The sequence below is a fragment of the Cytophagales bacterium genome, from assembly GCA_033344775.1.
Classification (GTDB): domain Bacteria; phylum Bacteroidota; class Bacteroidia; order Cytophagales; family Cyclobacteriaceae; genus JAWPMT01.
Window position 1 is genome coordinate 1199898 of record JAWPMT010000005.1, and the last position, 17779, is coordinate 1217676.

Consider the following 17779-nt stretch of genomic DNA (forward strand, 5'->3'; position numbering starts at 1 on the left):
GCTATGAGATCCCTTTTGTTTAGCATTTTTTCAATGGTGGCTTTGGCCATGTACGCTCAACCCGGTTGGAATTGGCCTGAAGATGAGACGTTGCGTGATCAGGCCAAAGAAAAACAAGCCTACTACAAGATCCAGGCTCAATTAGACGATCAAAACGCCACTTTCAATACGTTGCAATGGCTTTACCAAAACAATCCGGACCTCAATGCGTCCATCTACATCGATGGCGCAAAAACCCTGGGGATCATCATCAAAGATGAGGCTGACAAGGACCGAAAGACCAGACTTCAGGACTCTTTGCTCTGGATGTACGATCAGCGGATCAAATATTTTGGCGATGAAGCAAAAGTCATAGATCGAAAGGCTTATGATGCCTTCAAGCAATTTTATCGTTACCCTGCCCGATATCCCATGCTATTGGAGCTTTATCAAAAAAACTTCGAGATGAATGGCAATGATGTGGCAGATTTCAACCTGATTCCCTACATGACCCTGGCCAAGTTCTATTACGAAAGATCCCCGGAGGTTATGACTGGTGAAATGGTACTGGAAATACACAGTCAGGTCTCTGAAGCGCTGGCCTATAAATTAGCCAATGGTGCAAAGCCCGATAAGGTTAAAAAGGACCTGGATAAAATAGATGCACTGCTAACTTCACTGGACGGCATCCTGAATTGTACATTCATCGAAGGCAACCTGGTCCCACGACTGGAATCCAATCCTGAAGATTTGAATACGGCAAAAAAGATCTTCAAATATTCACTTCAGGCAAAATGTACTGATCAAGCTTATTTTACCCAGGCAGGTGAATTGGTCTATAACGAAAGCCCTTCCTTTGGCCTGGCCAAGGCCCTGGGGGATAAGTACGCTAGCGCAGGGGATTATGCCAAAGCGCATGAATATTATGACAATGCCATCACCCTGACAGAAGATAATGAAGAGAAATACGAAGCTTACATCAACAAAGCCAACGCTTATTACAAGACTGGCGACAAAGTCAAAGCTCGTACCACCGCCTACAAAGCCAGCTCACTTAGTCCTGAAAAATCAGCACCTTATAACCTGATTGGTAACCTGTATTTCGGAAGCTACGAGGAATGTAAGGAAGGAAAATCCAGGGTATTGGATCGCGCGGTATTCATAGCAGCTTACATCATGTACAAAAAGGCAGGTAATGAGTCACAAATGACTGCATCCGCAGAACAATTCCCATCTATTGAGGACATCTTCAATGAGAATTACGAAGAAGATGATGAAGTAGACATCAAATGCTGGATCAATACCTCTGTTTCTGTTGAAAGAAGACCTTAACGCGAGGTGGAATATTGCTTTCGCAAGAATTTGCTGAGAAGTTCAATCTCTTTGCGTTTGATGGCAGGAAAATTGGCAATTCGAAAACTTGAGGCTTTCCAATCTCCATACCCGTTGCCCAGGGTAATTCCAGCTTCCTGCGATAGCTTCTTTACTTCCTGGGCATGATCACTGGAAATGGCGACGACCGTTGGAGATCGCACCAGGGGATTTTCAGCCAAAAAGGTAAACTCCTTAAACTCCTCCAGAAACTCAATCCAGTAAGCGAACCTTTTCCTTAACTTTTCCTCCACCAGGTCAATGGTTTTTGAATATTCCTGAGTCCGGTAGAGCAAATAGATCCCCAGCACATTTGGAGTTAGATGCGTCTGATGCTTAGCTTCATTTTCGAGCATCCGCAACAGGCTGTTATAATGACCCTTTTCACCGATCTCTTCTGCTCTTTTCACTGCTTTTGGTGAAACTACAGCGATGCCCAGGCCTGCCGGAAGGCCAAAACACTTTTGCACCGACGCATACCAGTAATCTCCCTTTTCCCATGGCAAATGCAATCCTCCCATGCTACTCGTAGCATCGATGGTCACCAGTTGGTCGGGATTTCGCTGCTTGTCCAACTCTTCCAGGAGGACAGATGAAATGAAGGTACCGTTGGAAGTCTCACAATGGGTCAGGCAAATGCAATCCGCTTCCGGAGATAATTCCTGAATAGGTAATGCGGAATTCAGCCCAAAAGTGGTTCCAAGGGTATGATCTAAAATCGAATCCGCGTACTGGTGCCATTTCTTCCCAAATGCACCATTGTAAAAATGCTGGGAGCAATTTTTGGTGAGTGACTGAGCAGTCACCTCCCAGGATTCAGTTGCAGATGAAAGAAAAAGTATTCGATAATCCTGTGGGATCCCTAATTTCTCATGTAAGACCGATTTGGTTTGTTTTGCGAGCTCCATGAACGCATCACTTCGGTGATTGATGGTCATGATCCCGTCCTTGTGCGCTTCATAGATGTATTCCGGTACGTTGGAGTACACCCTGCTCGGACCAGGATAAAACGTCACATTAGCCATGTTGTTCCAGCAAGAATTTCAAAGCCAATTCGTAGCCTTTCAAACCAAAACCAGTGAGCACACCGGCACTTACCGGGCTGATGTAACTGTGCTTTCTAAACTCTTCTCTGGTAAAAATATTGGAAATGTGTACTTCCACCACGGGTGCATCTACGGCTGCCACCGCATCCGACAGAGCGACGGAAGTATGTGAATATCCTGCAGGATTGAGAATGATCCCAACGTTTGAAAAACCAACTTCCTGGATTTTTGAGACCATTTCACCCTCGTGATTGGATTGAAAATACTCAAAGGTCACATCAGGATATTTCTCCTTCAATTCCTCATAAAAATCAACAAAAGACGTACTTCCGTATACCTCAGGTTGACGCTTTCCTAACAGGTTCAAATTAGGCCCGTTAATAATGATTATACTTTCTACTTTCATAAATGGTGCTACAAAGTAAGTAACAAATCAAGGTTTCAGTGGGCGGAGTGTCGACTAAAACTAATCTTTCTAGCTGATTTTTGTCATGAAAAGGTTTTCAAAATCCGTTTTCCATTATATCAGCTGTCTTCCATACTTGCCCGGCGTTACCTGCATGACCTTTTTGAACGAACGATTGAAATGTGCCAAATTCTGAAAACCCGATAAATGTGCCACCTGACTTACCGATAATCTGTTCTTTTGCAAGAGCTGACAAGCATGTGCAATCCGAATCTCATTCAGGTAATTCAAATAGGTTTTCCGAGTCCTCAACTTGAAGTACCGACAAAAGGAATTTGGTGCCATATGTGCCACAGCGGCGATCTCATCAATACCTATGGGTGACTTGAAGTTTTTCAGTGTGTATTGCACCACCGCATTCATGCGCTGCCCTTCATCATCCTTCATCACTGGAAAAAGCTCATGACTTAGAAATTGTGGATTTGAATCGCTCATCAATGCTTCTATCAATTCCAGAAAAACCACAATCAGAGACAACCCCTCCTGATGGATACTCTTCTCCAGTATCGCACTACCCTTTTTAGCCGAAGTTTCTGAAAATTTTATGCCATAGATTGCTTTTGCTAAAAACTTTTTCAATTGTCTGGACTCTTTCAACTCCAGAAATCGGGCTCCCAAAGCATCATCCTGAAAAAAGACAGAAACCATTCGCACATGTAGTGCGCTGTTCTGTTCGTAGTACTCCTCATCGCATTTCAAGACATGCGGTTGATTAGATCCAAAGAAAAAAACATCCCCTGTTTCAAACCGTCCCAGGTATTCGCCACAGATCAGGGTTCCCGATCCTGCAGCGATAAACGTGACCTGATGATCTTCATGTTTATGCAGCGTGTCATAAAAGTATTCCCCTTCGTCCACCTGTACCACCACTGCCGGATCACCAGTCTTAGGAATTTTAAAGGGTAAGGCATTCAGTGACATAAACTATGTATTACTAACTTAATTTGCATAAATACAATACAATCTAGTTAATATCATACATTTTTAAACTCATATTCCCTCTTCCTTTGCTCACCTAAATCGTTTTATTATTCGATCTCATGCAAACAATCAATTGGTCCGGGGTATTTCCGGCTGTTACGACCAAGTTTACCGAAAATGACGAACTGGATCTGGATCTTTTTCGTCACAACCTGTCTGCCCAAATTGATGCAGGGGTCAGTGGTATCATTTTAGGAGGCACACTCGGAGAAGCGTCCACACTGGATAATGATGAAAAATATCGATTGGTAGCTGTCGCTGCAGAACATGTAGCTGGTCAGGTTCCGATCATAATGAACATCGCTGAGCAAACCACAAAAGCAGCCATAGCCACCGCAGAAAAAGCGGAAGATCATGGTGCGAGTGGACTTATGATGCTTCCACCCATGCGATATAGTGCGGACGATCGGGAAACGGTGGCCTATTTTAAATCCACGGCAAAAAGCACTTCATTGCCAATCATGATCTACAATAACCCTGTGGACTACAAGATCCTGATTACCTTAGACATGTTTGACCAACTGGCCACTTGTGATAATATCAATGCAGTTAAAGAGTCTACCAGGGACATCACCAATATCACCCGAATGATCAATCGATTTGGAGACAGGTATTCGATCCTTTCCGGGGTAGATACCCTGGCCATGGAAAGTATTTTGATGGGTGCAAGGGGCTGGGTAGCCGGATTGGTTTGTGCGTTCCCTAGAGAAACGGTGGCCATCCACAACTTGATCACCTCCGGAAGAATAGAAGAAGCCCGGGAAATCTACCGGTGGTTCATGCCCTTGCTTGAATTGGACATTCATCCAAAGTTGGTTCAATACATCAAGTTGGCCGAACAAGAAGTGGAATTGGGATCTGAGCATGTACGTGCGCCTCGATTGCCTTTGGTGGGTGAAGAAAGATTCAACGTGGTAAACATCATTCGTACAGCTCTCGAAAAACGACCGGTACTTCCTGAATACGAACTTGTCTGATATGATCACGGGGAAGAACATCATTGGATTTCAATCATCAGACCTTGGGCATGTGAAACTGCATGCGATCAATGCGGCCACTCAGGAAGTCCTGGACGGAACATTCGTGGGAGCCACTGTTCAGGAAGTGGCTTTGGCCGTTCAGATGGCTAAATCTGCTCATCAGAGCTTTGCAAAGACGGTACCAGAGGAAAGAGCCACTTTCCTTGAGGCAATTGCCGAAGAAATTGAAAGTATTGGAGAAGTCTTATTGGAACGTGCCTCCAAGGAAAGTGGTTTGCCTCTGGGGCGGTTTCAGGGAGAACGAGGACGTACTTGTGAGCAACTCCGATTATTCGCAAAAGTGGTTAGGGAAGGGTCGTGGGTTGAGGCGACCATCGATCTGGCAGATCCTGATCGCACCCCACTTCCCAAACCCGATCTGCGAAAAATGCTTGTCGCGACAGGGCCCATTGTGGTCTTTACTGCCAGCAATTTCCCATTGGCCTTCTCAACCGCCGGTGGAGATACCGCCTCTGCCTTAGCCGCAGGTTGTCCGGTGATCGTGAAAGCTCATGAAGCACACCTGGGCACCAATGAATTGGTGGCGCAATGCATCAAAAGGGCTGCAGAAAAAACAGGCATGCCTGAAGGCGTTTTCTCTTCCTTGAATGGTGATGGATTTAAAACGGGAGAGCAACTCGTCAATCATCCTGACATAAAGGGGGTGGCGTTCACTGGCTCAGGAAAAGGAGGCATGGCCCTGTATCAAATGGCCCAAAACAGAAAAGTACCTATTCCTGTCTTTGCAGAAATGGGCAGTGTCAACCCCGTGATCTTGCTCCCGGAAAAACTAAAAAAAGATGGTGCATCTGTTGCTGAGGCCTACGCAGGTTCCATCACTCTGGGCGTTGGGCAATTCTGCACAAATCCTGGCTTATTGATTGGCATCGCCTCTCCTGAATTACAGGATTTTAAAATCAGCCTGTCAGGAAAGCTGAATGAAACTTCAGCCGCTACGATGCTCACGATGGGCATTGAACAACACTTTGAAGAAGGCAAGCGTTTGGCCATTGAACAAGTAGGCGTTTCGAAATTGACCCAGAAAAATGGTCAGGCAACCTTAGCCGTGGTGACCAGCGATGCTTTCCTATCTAATCCGACCCTCCATCAGGAGATTTTTGGCCCCATGAGTATTTTGGTAGAGTGTCCGAATGAATCGGCACTCATGCAAGTAATCAAGAGCTTAGAAGGACAGTTGACCGGTACACTCATCGCCGATGATGCAGATATGGAACTGGCCCAACAAGTAAGCGAAACATTGCAGGATCGAGTCGGTAGAATCCTTTGGAATGGAGCACCTACTGGTGTTGAGGTAGGCCATGCCATGCATCACGGCGGCCCTTTCCCTGCTACGACGGATAGTAGGTTCACCTCGGTAGGTGCAGCAGCGATCAAGCGGTTTGCCCGTCCTTTGTGCTATCAGAATTTTCCAGATAACTTGCTTCCGGACGCACTCAAGCAAGAGAACGTCCTGAACATTCTGAGAAAAATCGATGACCGTTGGGTCGTCCCTGAAGCACATGAGTCAAACCATACCGTACCTTACCGCACAAGCACTTCATAACACCCTTAATTACCCTGATCTGGTAAACGCCTTGCGCGAAGGATTTACCAAAGACTACTTGGTTCCACCTAGAATGCACCTGAATTACTCCAATCAGCCTGAAAAAGCAGCAAACACCATGCTGCTGATGCCTGCCGTAAAATCGCAGGAAGATGCAGGGGTAAAGATCATTACGGTCGCTCCTGACAACAGTCAGGTAGGCTTACCTAGCATTCAAGGCATTTATTATCTGATGGACGCAATCACCGGATCACCAAAAGCACTATTGGAAGCCAAAACCCTGACCAACTGGCGAACGGCAGCCGCTTCAACATTGGCTTCTACTTTCCTCTCGCGCGAGGATAGCTCAAGCTTGTTACTGATCGGCACAGGATCATTAGCTCCGTATCTGATCGAAGCTCATGCAGCAATCCGTCCCATCAAATCCGTGATGGTCTACGGTCGTAACAAGGCAAAAGCAGAACAGTTAGTGGAACGCTTCTCCGATCAATTTGAACAGGTGGAAGCAGTGACCGATTTAAGTGAAGCTGTTCAACAAGCGGATATCATCAGCGCCGCCACCTTGAGTGCTGAACCCTTGATTTTGGGTAGTTGGTTACGACCCGGCCAACACGTGGACCTGGTAGGGTCTTATCTACCAAACATGCGGGAAGCCGATGATGAAGTCATTGCTAAAGGCCGAGTTTATGTCGACAATCTGGAAATGGCTCCTAAAGAAAGTGGAGACCTGGCCATTCCATTGGCTTCGGGGGCACTAAGCATGGAAGACATTCAAGGCGACTTGTTTGGCTTGTGTAAAGGCGAAGTAAAGGGTCGAGTAACTCAAGAAGAAATAACTGTTTTTAAATCTGTAGGCCATGCGCTGGAAGACCTGGTCGCGGCGCAACTCGTACTAAAAACCATTAACCCATAAAATGGCAAAAAGAACTTTCAGTTGTATTGACGCGCATACCTGCGGCAACCCCGTTCGGGTCGTATCCGGAGGTAGTCCACTCCTCAGTGGTAGCAACATCTTCGAGAAGCGTCTCCATTTTCTGGAGGAATACGACTGGATACGGAAGGGACTGATGTTCGAACCCCGAGGGCACGATATGATGTCAGGCAGCATCCTCTATCCGCCCAATGACCCTGAAAATGATATTGCAGTACTGTTTATCGAAACAAGTGGCTGCTTACCGATGTGTGGACATGGTACGATCGGCACCGTCACTATTGCCCTGGAAGAAGGTCTGGTTACTCCCAAAACCCCTGGGAGCCTTCGTCTGGAAACCCCGGCAGGACTGGTAAAAGTCAGCTATGTTCAGGAGGGGAAAAAAGTAAGATCTGTTACCCTTACTAACATCCCCTCCTACCTCCATTCCCAATCGCTAGAAGTCAATTGCCCGGATCTGGGATTGCTCAAGGTAGATGTGGCTTATGGTGGCAATTATTATGCGATCATCGATCCTCAGGAGCACTTCGCCGGGATCGAGCATTACACCACCCAGCAACTGATTCCGTGGAGTCGTGCCATCAGGAAGGAAATGAATGCACGATATACCTTCCAGCATCCGTTAAATCCTAAAATCAGTGGATTGAGTCATGTCTTATGGACAGGCAAAACACTGGATAAAGCCAGTACTGCCAGGAATGCTGTATTCTACGGAGAAAAAGCGATTGATCGTTCTCCCTGTGGCACGGGTACTTCCGCCAGAATGGCCCAATGGCATGCGAAAGGCAAATTACAACAAGGAGCACCTTTTATTCACGAAAGCATCATCGGTTCGAAGTTTACCGGCCGAGTCGAAGATACTACCAAAGTTGGAGACTATCCTGCGATCATTCCTAGCATCGAAGGCTGGGCACAAGTCACAGGCTACCAAACCATCTTCCTGGACGATGACGATCCGTTTGTGGAAGGGTTTTCGGTGATATAGGTTGTTTTTGGTTTCCTGTCTCTCAGAATCATTCTTCGAAGACTCTGAGAAATCAATGATCTCACCTTTCTAAATCAGAATCCTCTCCAAGCGACTCTGATGAAGGTTCGATAAAGCAACCTTCCCACTACAGGACTTGTCTCATTGACTTGTTACACCCCTGATGATATTGCATCAAAACATTAAACCAACCCATGTCTTTAAATCAACTGCCGAAGTATTTAGCTGTCCTAATTGTTGCTACTTTTTTGACTTTCTTCTTTCACGAGATGAGTCATTGGATCGCTTATGAACTATTAGGCTATGATGCAGGATTCACGTTGAATGGTGCTTCTGTGAAAGACCCTGCAATTAAACTCAACAAGTCAGAACGCATGTTCACCAGTGCCGCGGGACCTATTTTCACAATCATACAGGCCATTGTATTCTATTTCATTTTACTGAAGCGAAGAAGCATCATGTTGTATCCTTTCTTGTTCCTTCCTTTTTTCATGAGGCTGGGGGCAGGTTGGGCCAATCGGTTTCAACCTAATGATGAAGGCAGGATCAGTCTGGATTTGGGCTTGAATCTCTATACAATCACGTCCATTGTTGTCGCTTTCCTCTTATTCCTGGTAATTAAGATCTCCAGAAAGAATAATTACTCACTAGCCCAAAATGCCATCACGTTTATCATTTCAGCCATCCTGTTGTTCACGCTGGCATACGTCGATGCGAAGTTTAAGATTAGGTTTGTTTAGTTTCCATTTCCATGAACTTAAGCCAAAAAATTATTATCCGTCATTCCGCGCGTATGCCGGAATCTCAAGCTCAAATTGTACATCCTACATTGAGATTCCTACCGTTCCCGGCCGGGATCAATGTCAGGAATGACGCTTAAGTTGATGTTTATGATCCAGTTTAAGCATTCTTAGACTTCACCAACGACCTAATCAAAAAGAAGAGCGAACCTATTTCTATCACGACCCTTCCCCAATGCCAGGTACTCCAGGTAACCAATTCCCTTTTTAAATCTGCTTCAGAAAAGGCGGATTGAAAAAAGGCTTCATTGGCACCTTTGAAATAGACATAGAAAGCAGCGATAAACAGAACAGCCAACAGCGTGGAAATGAGTGCTTCATTAAAACCCTTAGATTGAGTCATTCGAAAATAGACCGCAAGCCCCAAAGGAATCAAAGCGGCGATGATCGTGAGGATCGTATAAAAGCGACCAATCATTCCTCCAAACGCTCCATAAAAGGCATAGAAATCCGGCCCACTTAAGGACTGCCAATAAGGGACCAGAATGACCCCTTCAGTAATTTGACTGCCTACAAAAATGGCGAATATGGCTACAAGCAAGTAGGATAAGAATTGTTTCATGACGGGCTAAAATTAACCGAATCAGAATAATTCGATCAGTGCTCCCATCACCGTATGCCCCAATACCCTATTGAGGGAATGACTCTGATTGGCTTCGAGATCATTTTAGCATCAATTAAATTTTAATAAGGATTCCTAATTAAAATGGAACTATTAAGAATAAGATGAAGTTGTGAAGGTATATTTAATAAGGATTCCTGATTATTATAATGAAAACACTTATCACAGTATTTCTAATTTTCGGATCAATCATCACATTTGCTCAAGGAGGAAATGAAGATCCGACCTTTGCCCGATCCAATGACCTACAGATCAAAAAAGCAGAAGTGAATTATGATTCAGACCTGGAGCAACTGATCTTTTCCATTGAAGTGAAAGGCGACGCAGGTGCATCCAAACCAAAAACGTTTGGCAGTCTGAATGGCGCCCCTGTATTGGGTTACGTATTTCCTACGTCATTGAAAGCAACAGACGTAGGTTTTTCTGCAGTTGAGGGAATCGTGGCACTGGCGCTGACCTCCCATCCTGATTTTGATGACACGCCGCTATGGGATGAGAACAATGACCGGGACTTTCTCAATGACGGACTGATCTGGCACGCCCACTGGGTGGTCCTCAATGGAGATGATCGTGTCCCCGGTGGGCTTTCAGTGATTCAATTTGATGCGAATGATTCGAATATCAAACTGCCTCCTACCAATCCTGGCATGCCGATCTACATGGACTCTCCGGGTTTCAATATCATTACCAGAGGTAACAAAATCACGGTTGTCGTGCCGGCTTTCCGCATGAATCGCCAAACGACATTCAATTTTGATGCGGTGACTGCTTACATGGAAGTGAATACTGAAAACAAGCAAAAACCTTTACTGGGTGTGTACGCGGTTTATTCGGTAGCTTCCGGTGATTTGTCTTTGCCGTATTCGGTGGGTACGCGGTGATTTACTTTCCGTTATAAAGGGAATGAAAAGAGCGTCGAATGAGATTCCAGACATTTTTCGATTTACGATAACTTAAGCCGAAAAATGCTGGAATGACGCTCTTAATTCTCAAAACGACTTACCTTGGAGCCGCATAAGCACATTGCATGGATTCTGCCTTTGACGTCAATCAACAACTGGAAAGTAAAGACCATAAAATCGTGGTGGCGCTGGAAAGGATCGCTGAAGCCTTCCGGGTATTACTTTGGCAAGAAACCAAAAAAACAGGCTTAAGTCCAATTCAATTGCAATTACTGATTTTCCTGCTTCACCATCCGGAACAAACCACGACACCCAGCTACCTGGCCACAGAGTTCAACCTGACAAAAGCCACGATCACGGATTCTTTGCGTATGTTGCTAAAAAAGGACCTGATCGTAAAACACACGGATCCGAGTGACGCTCGTAGCTATTCCATTCAATTGACCACAGCAGGGAAAACGATCGGTGAGTCTGCTACGCAATTTTCCAATCAGTTATTGGGTTCGCTGGAAGGTTTATCAGCTTCTTCCAAAGGAAACCTGTTAGAGGGATTACTCCACATGATCGGCCAACTCAATGACCAATCAGTGATCTCGCTCCAACGCATGTGTAAAAATTGTCGATTCCTCGAAAACAAAGATGGTGGACATTATTGCAGTTTTCTGGAACAACCTTTGGCTCCTGCTGAATTGAGGATCGATTGCTCGGAGTTTGAAAAAATTGCTTGAGTTGAAGATGTCTAGAACTCCTTATGAATCAATCATTCAAGGATGAAACAATTTGACACATTCATATTGCTAGAAGATGTAAACCCTAAAGTCAAGCAGGGAATGGAAGGGGTGATTCTGGACATCTACAATCCAATGATTATCGAGGTTGAGTTTGTGCAGGAAGATGGCACCAATATTGAATTTGAAGGTCAAATAACCTATCAAATCAGTCCTAAAATCATCAAGATCAAAACAACCTAAGCTCCGTTTTGTGAATAAATGCTAAAATCCGGTCAGCAACGCTATCCGGAGAAATATCTGTTCTAGCAAATCCGTTATCCTCTCACAAAACATTGATATCGTGACGGTCAAAATCCTAACTGTATTGTTATTATTCACTTCTTGCGTGGCCAGTAATAACCTGAGTAAGCTTGATCCAAAGCATTGAAACAGAGTCGAATGATCATGAAACGATTAGAGAAAGATGAAGACTTACAAAAAGAACTGGGAGGAGATAAGGCTTATGTACTTAGCAAAATTGTTGATGATCATACGAATTGCCCATTTAGTTCCATGAAGCAATTCGACATGTTTAATGGGAAGATAAGAGGCGAAGCCAACACGTTTCAATTTGTTTCTTTTCAAAATCAGCATTGCTCGGATAAGGTATTTATGATTGTGCATCAGATACATCAATGTTCGATTCAATTTGAAACCATATGGATCTTGCCAAGAGATGACTACAGCAAGCAAAAACAGAAACTATTGAAAGGTTATTGAATCAGGAAATGGGTAAGTTTGGATCAGTTTAATGCACAAGCACATGGCCAAACCCACCATCAAAACAGACCCTCAAGTTGAAGCCGTAATCGCTGATTATCCTGATTTTGTTCGTAACAAAATGCAATACCTAAGGACACTGGTTAGAGAAACCGCGGAGGAAATTGAAGGACTTACGATTTTGGAAGAAACGCTAAAATGGGGTGAGCCTAGTTTCGTGACGAAGCATGGAAGTACTCTTAGAATGGATTGGAAAGAAAAAACACCCGACAAGTATGCTTTCTATTTTCAATGTACCAGCCGGTTGGTAGATACCTTTCGGTTGGTTTTTGATCATCAATTTCAATATGAAGGAAAACGCGCCATCGTCTTTGAAATCAATCAGAAAATTCCGGAAGCGGAATTGAAAGCGTGTATCAAAGCCACGCTGACTTATCACAAAGTGAAGGACTTGATGACGTTGGGGTTGTGAAAGAAGAAAAGGTAGCCGCGCTTCGACAGGCTCAGCATGACTACCTTTTCAGCATGACATTCATTTAGTTAATCTCCTTTCAAGATCACAGCAGGATTGATTCGGATCACTTTTCGGATCTGCATAAATACGGTCAAGCCAATGGTAAATAGCATACAGATAATGGCAAGAATGATCGGCGTTGCGCCTAAAGGCTTGGTAATCGCAAACAAAGCTTTTACAAAACCTTCAATACCAAACCCTCCTAACGGAACTCCTACTACAAATGCAATCATCAGTATCCAGATAAATTCACGGTTCGCGACCCGGATGATATGACCTTTTGAAGCACCCAATACTTTTCTGATACTAAACTCTTTCAATTGATTTTGTAGTCGGAAAGCTAACAACCCATACAAGCCCAGGCAAGAAAGGAAAATAGTCAATGTTCCAAGTACTGCCATGAACCAAATATTGGTGTCTACATTATCATAATAGCGATCAAAACTATCTGCCTGGAAATAGCTCACATACGGATCGAATGGTGCCACTACCGACCAGCTTTCTGCCAGGTACTCGTCTACTCCTACCAAATTCGCAGGATCGGCCTTTACCACCAAAAAGTTTGGTTCGGATTGCCCGGTCGTAAACACCATGGGTCTTTGGATATCTGATGAGAAAAAGGCATGATAGACATTGGACACGACTCCAATGATCATTTTTGATTTCCCGGCAAACTCAATTTGCTGCCCAACAGGATCTTCAAACCCCATTTGGTCAACAAACAATTGATTCACTACAATGGAATTTCGATCTGCTCCTTCATTTGTGAAATACTTCCCATCAATCAGGGGCACGTTCATCAAACCCAAATAACCAGGCATAACATCATAAGTCATAACTCGAAACTGCTTCCCGAGATAGTCATAGGCGATTGGATTATTATTCACTCCCATGTGTCCACTGGCAGTAGCTACCGAAGTGATATGCGCATTGCGCAGTGCTTCACTTTTCATGGCCTCCAGAGTGGATTGTTCACCTATAGGTAAAGAAAGAATTCCTTCAGGATTATATCCCCAACTCAATTCCTTCACATATCGGGCATTGTCGCTGAAAACGAAACTTGCCAGAATGGTCATAAAAGCCAGCAAAAACTGGACAGTAAGCAGTACCCGGGTAAAATATGATCTTCCACCTAGCGATTTTTCTCCTTTGAAAATTCTAAGTGTCTGGAACCTGGAAATGTAGAGGGCCGGATAGCTTCCGGAGAGCAAGCCCAGAAAAAAGAACACACCGAGGAAATAGTATACCGCTGTTGCCACGGAGGAGAAGGCAAACGGAATAACGATAGGAGTCATCAGGTTGAAGCCCGGCAAAAGCAGAAAATAGGCTGCCAGTGTACCGATGGTCATAGCAATGGCGCAAGTGAGAAAGTTTTCAACCAAAAACTGGGTAGCGATGTTGCTTCTGGAACCTCCCATAACCTTTCGAACACCAATTTCTTTCAAGCGTGTTGTGGCAGAAGCAATGGCAATATTGATATAGTTGAGGCAGGCAAAAAAGATCAGCATAAAACCTATGCAAGCAATGGCAATGGTGCCTCCTTTATGGTTTCCAGGCACAATTTTGTCTTGTATTTCATTATTACTGGTGAGTTCATCAAAAGAAATGAGTTCAAATGCCAGGACCGGATCAGCCGCATTCGCTTCATTTTGAACTTTTGTGTAGTCGCGTAGTAATTGATTCGCAGAGGCCGGATCAACTTCTGGCCTTAGTGAAACAAAAGTGGCCTTGGCTTCATCTATCCAGTTATTTTTTCGAGCTTCCAAACGAAAAAAGTGATCTATGTGGAGCAAGATCTCCGGACCAAATGTCGTATTTGATGGCATCTGATCAAATACTCCAACTACATTAAAAGAAAGCACTTCCTCATCAAACTTAATATCGATACGTTTCCCCATCGGATCAACTTGACCAAAGTACTTTATCGCCATTTCATTGCTTAAAAACACCTCATTGGGATCAAGCAATTCACCATGCCCTTTTGCGAGCGGGAAATCGAAAACTTCCAAAAAACTCGGATCCGCAAATTGAATCAGCTCGCGAAATACGTTTTTTCCAAACTTGACATTGCCACGCAGGTATTGCACCCTGGCAACGTGTTCTACTTCCCTAAAATCTTCTTTCAATCGTGAGGCTATGATCATAGGTGTGGGACCATAGAGCTCTTCCGCATTGTTTTCTTCGATTCGACTAATGACCTGATAGATGTTGTCTTTGTTCTGATGAATGGAATTGAGATTCAGAAAGAAATCTGCGAACAAAAAGGTGGTAATAGAGCAGCCTACCGCAAGAGATAGTCCGGAAATATTGATCAGGGAATTACCCCAATTTCTTTTCAGGCTTCTTAAGCCTACTTTCAAATAATTGCTAATCATCATGACGTTTGAGTTATTGACTTTTCTGAAATTTGAGGGACGAAAAAATCGAAGGACATCCCAGATGAAGGCCAAGTTGGCTTTGGTCTTTCCATCTTCATCCACCCTAAATCCATAGAGCTCGTGGAGATCGCCGCGGACAAATTCGACCAGGTCCTTGCGGCAAAACCATTGTAAAAACCGATCAGCCCATTTGGGAGGAGAAGGTCTCATCAATAGGAGAAATTGAATTTGATCTCAGGGATACGTCCATAGAGGTTGTTCCTCAGTTCCCTTGAATGATCCAGTGCTGATTTGCCCTCAGCAGTAAGGTAAAAGAACTTCTTTCGACGGCCGCCACGCTCTTCGGTAGCTCCGCCGATTTCTGCTCGTAGCAATGCTTTTTTCTCCAACCGCTTCAACACTTCATGCACCGCACTGATGTTGACCTTTCGGCCTGTTTCCTGAATGATGGCATTGCGTACTTCTACACCGTAGGCATTGTCATGCAACATCCCGACAACCAGCAGTACCAGTTCTTCAAACTCTCCAATATTGACTCCTCTTGAATTCCCCATTTGATTTTCGTTGAGTTATACAAACGTGAATCTAATCAATATGTTTCAGTTTTGTATAGTTTCCTAAAAGCAGTAGTTCAGCTTCGTGAAATCAGAGTCCTGTTCTAGTGACTCTGATGGGCTTTCAAAAAAACTGAATTGCCGGGCAGCCGGAATATCGATCTTCTGTAATTGTCTCTTCTTGTCAAAGGTTGTCACCGGCCTGGGCCATTATGGTCTGTTCTCAGTTACCTTAACAAAAAACTCATCCTATGAAGAAATTGGTCTTCCTACTGATCGGAATAGTTCCGGCGCTAGGGTTCGCTCAAAAGAAAGGGAATAAGAACATCATTACGGAAACCTACGCTTATGAAAGCATCCGGTCCGTAGTGGTCAATCTATATGCTGAGGTTCAAATTGATGCTTCTGCCAATGACAATGAGTTCACCATTACCATCGATGAAAACCTACTGAACAAAGTGGACAGAACACTCGATACGCATGGTCGCCTGACATTAGTACAAACTGAATGGATCCAACCAAGTGAAAAGATCAAGATTAGCATTGGCGCACCAGATTTAGAAAGAGTGCAGCAGGAAGTGCATGAAACAGTGGTCGTCAATAACCTGGACCGGGTATCCTTCAATTCAATGGCCATAGTAGGTCGCATCAAGTTAAATGGAAAAGTAACAGAATACCGGGCAAATGGAGAAATAGGCTACACCGATGCACGTGGACTGGAAACTGAAAAAGTTTATCTCAACCTATGGGACCGGGGCCGAATGGACCTGGGTACTGCCCAGAAAATTCAAGGCAATGTGGAAGAAGGTGGCATCGTCATCTATCGCGGATCAGCACAGGTTAAAACCTCTGGAAAGGGTCAGGTACTCTCAGCGAATCAATCCGCCACAGCCGTCAATCCTGATGCTCGCTTCATCAAATTTGATGTGAAAAACAATTCCTTGAAACGCATCAATTGCTATGTAGTCGGTCCTAAACCGGACGGCAGTAAATTCAGTTATGGTTTCCCGATGAACCCTGGCCAAACGCGCGCTAAAGACTGGTCCATCGGCAGCAAAGTCTTCAAAGTATCTGCTTTAGGCACCCGAAAGCTCCTAAAAGAAATAACCGCTGAAGATGAGGGGCAAAAGGTGAAACTTTTTCCTTAAGCATCGGCATTGATGAAATTTCATAGGTAAAATGAACATTAGCCATTTATCGGCGATAGTCATTTGCTCTAACCTTGTCGATACTTCTTCATTACAAACAAGTTATACTTGGTACTTCAGGCCGTCCTCATTTTTTGATGGCGGCTTGTTCTTTTTCAGGGGTTCGCGAAAAAGAAATTCAAGTATCAAGCATCTCCCTGAAAAGCAGATTAATTCAAGTGTGGTAATAAACGGATCATTAAATTAACGTGAGTTCGAGATAAGGATTATTGAATTCAATTTAAAATGACTCAAATACTCTCCTCTTGGGACTGTCCACCGAAGTGGGAGTATGAGGTGAGTTGATGGAAAAAGGTGATTTTAAATTGAATTCAATAAAGAGCAGAAAACTATATTTATGAAACCCACCCCTTCACCCCTCCAAAGGAGGGGATTATAGGCGTTTTCTTCTCTATCTTATCCCGAACTCATGTTAAATCCCTTATTCTGCGTCATCTAGTAGGTCAATGACCTTTTGCATTTTTGCATCCGTATACTTCCCTGAAGTGGTCATGACGATCTTACCTTTACCATCCAGTACAAAGAAATACGGAACGTCCTTGCCCTTGAAATTGAGCGCATCTTTATAGTCTTTCAATTTTCCTTTGTAAAACATGACATGCGGTTGCAATTTCGGATCGATCGTCTTTTGCACCTTTTTCATCACGGACTTATAGGCCGTTCTTTTGGCTCCGGTAAACATGGGGACAAAGTAGACATTGACATCATAGTTCCCAGCAAACAAAGAAGGAGTCTCTGGTTTGTAGATGAACTGATTATAGGTCGGATTGAACCAGGTTTTCAGGTCTTGCTCTGATTTCTTGGAATATGCCAAACCTATGAGGGTATATTTCCCTTTCACATCCGCAGGAATATTCACCACCTGATTGGTCAGACTTTCGGCTTCCATGTTCGGAAAATCATTCCCCACCTGCGCCATAGCAGAAGTGCACAAGCAGACCATTAAAAGAGTTTTTAGAAACTTCATAC

General features: G+C 44.1%; 19 protein-coding genes. 12 read left to right on the forward strand and 7 right to left on the reverse strand.

All coding sequences use genetic code 11. From position 1 onward, the window contains the following. Nucleotides 1–3: 3 nt before the first annotated feature. Nucleotides 4–1311: a hypothetical protein gene (locus R8G66_22550; protein ID MDW3195172.1), complete on the forward strand. Its 1308-nt coding sequence runs from the start codon at nucleotides 4–6 to the stop codon at nucleotides 1309–1311. Here the strand turns inward: R8G66_22550 and R8G66_22555 are convergent. The 3 genes from R8G66_22555 to R8G66_22565 all read right to left on the reverse strand — a co-directional run bounded on the left by R8G66_22555 (nucleotide 1308) and on the right by R8G66_22565 (nucleotide 3783). Continuing rightward, entirely contained in the window at nucleotides 1308–2375 is a 1068-nt protein-coding gene (locus R8G66_22555) for an aminotransferase class V-fold PLP-dependent enzyme (protein MDW3195173.1), read from the reverse strand. The two genes, R8G66_22550 and R8G66_22555, sit on opposite strands and share 4 nt — an antisense overlap. Next, a complete protein-coding gene (gene aroQ, locus R8G66_22560; GenBank protein ID MDW3195174.1) occupies nucleotides 2368–2802 on the reverse strand; it encodes a type II 3-dehydroquinate dehydratase in 435 nt (144 codons plus the stop codon). Before aroQ ends, R8G66_22555 begins: the two co-directional genes overlap by 8 nt. A gap of 114 nt (nucleotides 2803–2916) precedes the next feature. Beyond that, nucleotides 2917–3783: an AraC family transcriptional regulator gene (locus R8G66_22565; protein MDW3195175.1), complete on the reverse strand. Its 867-nt coding sequence runs from the start codon at nucleotides 3781–3783 to the stop codon at nucleotides 2917–2919. 128 nt (nucleotides 3784–3911) lie between these two features. Here R8G66_22565 and R8G66_22570 point away from each other — a divergent pair, with 128 nt between their 5' ends. The 5 genes from R8G66_22570 (at nucleotide 3912) to R8G66_22590 (ending at nucleotide 9082) form a co-directional block, all read left to right on the forward strand. After that, nucleotides 3912–4820: a dihydrodipicolinate synthase family protein gene (locus R8G66_22570; GenBank protein ID MDW3195176.1), complete on the forward strand. Its 909-nt coding sequence runs from the start codon at nucleotides 3912–3914 to the stop codon at nucleotides 4818–4820. Between the two features lies 1 nt (nucleotide 4821). Continuing rightward, a complete protein-coding gene (locus tag R8G66_22575) occupies nucleotides 4822–6426 on the forward strand; it encodes an aldehyde dehydrogenase (NADP(+)) (protein ID MDW3195177.1) in 1605 nt (534 codons plus the stop codon). Continuing rightward, nucleotides 6383–7339, forward strand: coding sequence for an ornithine cyclodeaminase family protein (locus R8G66_22580; GenBank protein MDW3195178.1), 957 nt, complete (start codon nucleotides 6383–6385; stop codon nucleotides 7337–7339). The genes R8G66_22575 and R8G66_22580 overlap by 44 nt, the downstream gene beginning before the upstream one ends. 1 nt (nucleotide 7340) lies before the next feature. Then, complete coding sequence (locus tag R8G66_22585; protein ID MDW3195179.1) at nucleotides 7341–8342, forward strand: 4-hydroxyproline epimerase; 1002 nt, start codon at nucleotides 7341–7343, stop codon at nucleotides 8340–8342. Nucleotides 8343–8536: 194 nt separating this feature from the next. Continuing rightward, entirely contained in the window at nucleotides 8537–9082 is a 546-nt protein-coding gene (locus R8G66_22590; GenBank protein MDW3195180.1) for a hypothetical protein, read from the forward strand. Between the two features lie 160 nt (nucleotides 9083–9242). Here R8G66_22590 and R8G66_22595 read toward each other — a convergent pair whose 3' ends face one another. Then, nucleotides 9243–9704 carry a hypothetical protein gene (locus tag R8G66_22595; GenBank protein ID MDW3195181.1) on the reverse strand — a complete coding sequence of 154 codons (462 nt, stop codon included), beginning with the start codon at nucleotides 9702–9704 and terminating at the stop codon, nucleotides 9243–9245. 209 nt (nucleotides 9705–9913) lie between these two features. Here R8G66_22595 and R8G66_22600 point away from each other — a divergent pair, with 209 nt between their 5' ends. The 5 genes from R8G66_22600 to R8G66_22620 all read left to right on the forward strand — a co-directional run bounded on the left by R8G66_22600 (nucleotide 9914) and on the right by R8G66_22620 (nucleotide 12628). Then, a complete protein-coding gene (locus R8G66_22600; GenBank protein ID MDW3195182.1) occupies nucleotides 9914–10645 on the forward strand; it encodes a hypothetical protein in 732 nt (243 codons plus the stop codon). Nucleotides 10646–10791: 146 nt separating this feature from the next. Next, nucleotides 10792–11394 (forward strand): MarR family transcriptional regulator, encoded by a 603-nt coding sequence (locus R8G66_22605; GenBank protein MDW3195183.1) that lies wholly within the window; start codon nucleotides 10792–10794, stop codon nucleotides 11392–11394. A 42-nt stretch (nucleotides 11395–11436) separates the two neighbouring features. Continuing rightward, nucleotides 11437–11637 (forward strand): hypothetical protein, encoded by a 201-nt coding sequence (locus R8G66_22610; protein MDW3195184.1) that lies wholly within the window; start codon nucleotides 11437–11439, stop codon nucleotides 11635–11637. Nucleotides 11638–11841: 204 nt separating this feature from the next. After that, complete coding sequence (locus R8G66_22615) at nucleotides 11842–12156, forward strand: hypothetical protein (GenBank protein MDW3195185.1); 315 nt, start codon at nucleotides 11842–11844, stop codon at nucleotides 12154–12156. Nucleotides 12157–12199: 43 nt separating this feature from the next. Continuing rightward, on the forward strand, nucleotides 12200–12628 hold the full coding sequence (locus R8G66_22620) for a DUF1801 domain-containing protein (protein MDW3195186.1): 429 nt from the start codon (nucleotides 12200–12202) through the stop codon (nucleotides 12626–12628). Nucleotides 12629–12696: 68 nt separating this feature from the next. Here the strand turns inward: R8G66_22620 and R8G66_22625 are convergent, their stop codons facing one another. Beyond that, nucleotides 12697–15258: an ABC transporter permease gene (locus tag R8G66_22625; protein MDW3195187.1), complete on the reverse strand. Its 2562-nt coding sequence runs from the start codon at nucleotides 15256–15258 to the stop codon at nucleotides 12697–12699. Continuing rightward, nucleotides 15258–15602, reverse strand: a complete 345-nt coding sequence (locus R8G66_22630) for a helix-turn-helix transcriptional regulator (GenBank protein MDW3195188.1) — start codon at nucleotides 15600–15602, stop codon at nucleotides 15258–15260. The genes R8G66_22625 and R8G66_22630 overlap by 1 nt, the downstream gene beginning before the upstream one ends. A gap of 251 nt (nucleotides 15603–15853) precedes the next feature. Here R8G66_22630 and R8G66_22635 point away from each other — a divergent pair, with 251 nt between their 5' ends. Next, nucleotides 15854–16750: a DUF2807 domain-containing protein gene (locus tag R8G66_22635; protein ID MDW3195189.1), complete on the forward strand. Its 897-nt coding sequence runs from the start codon at nucleotides 15854–15856 to the stop codon at nucleotides 16748–16750. 481 nt (nucleotides 16751–17231) lie between these two features. Here the strand turns inward: R8G66_22635 and R8G66_22640 are convergent, their stop codons facing one another. Next, nucleotides 17232–17753, reverse strand: coding sequence for a hypothetical protein (locus R8G66_22640; protein ID MDW3195190.1), 522 nt, complete (start codon nucleotides 17751–17753; stop codon nucleotides 17232–17234). Between the last annotated feature and the right edge of the window lie 26 nt (nucleotides 17754–17779).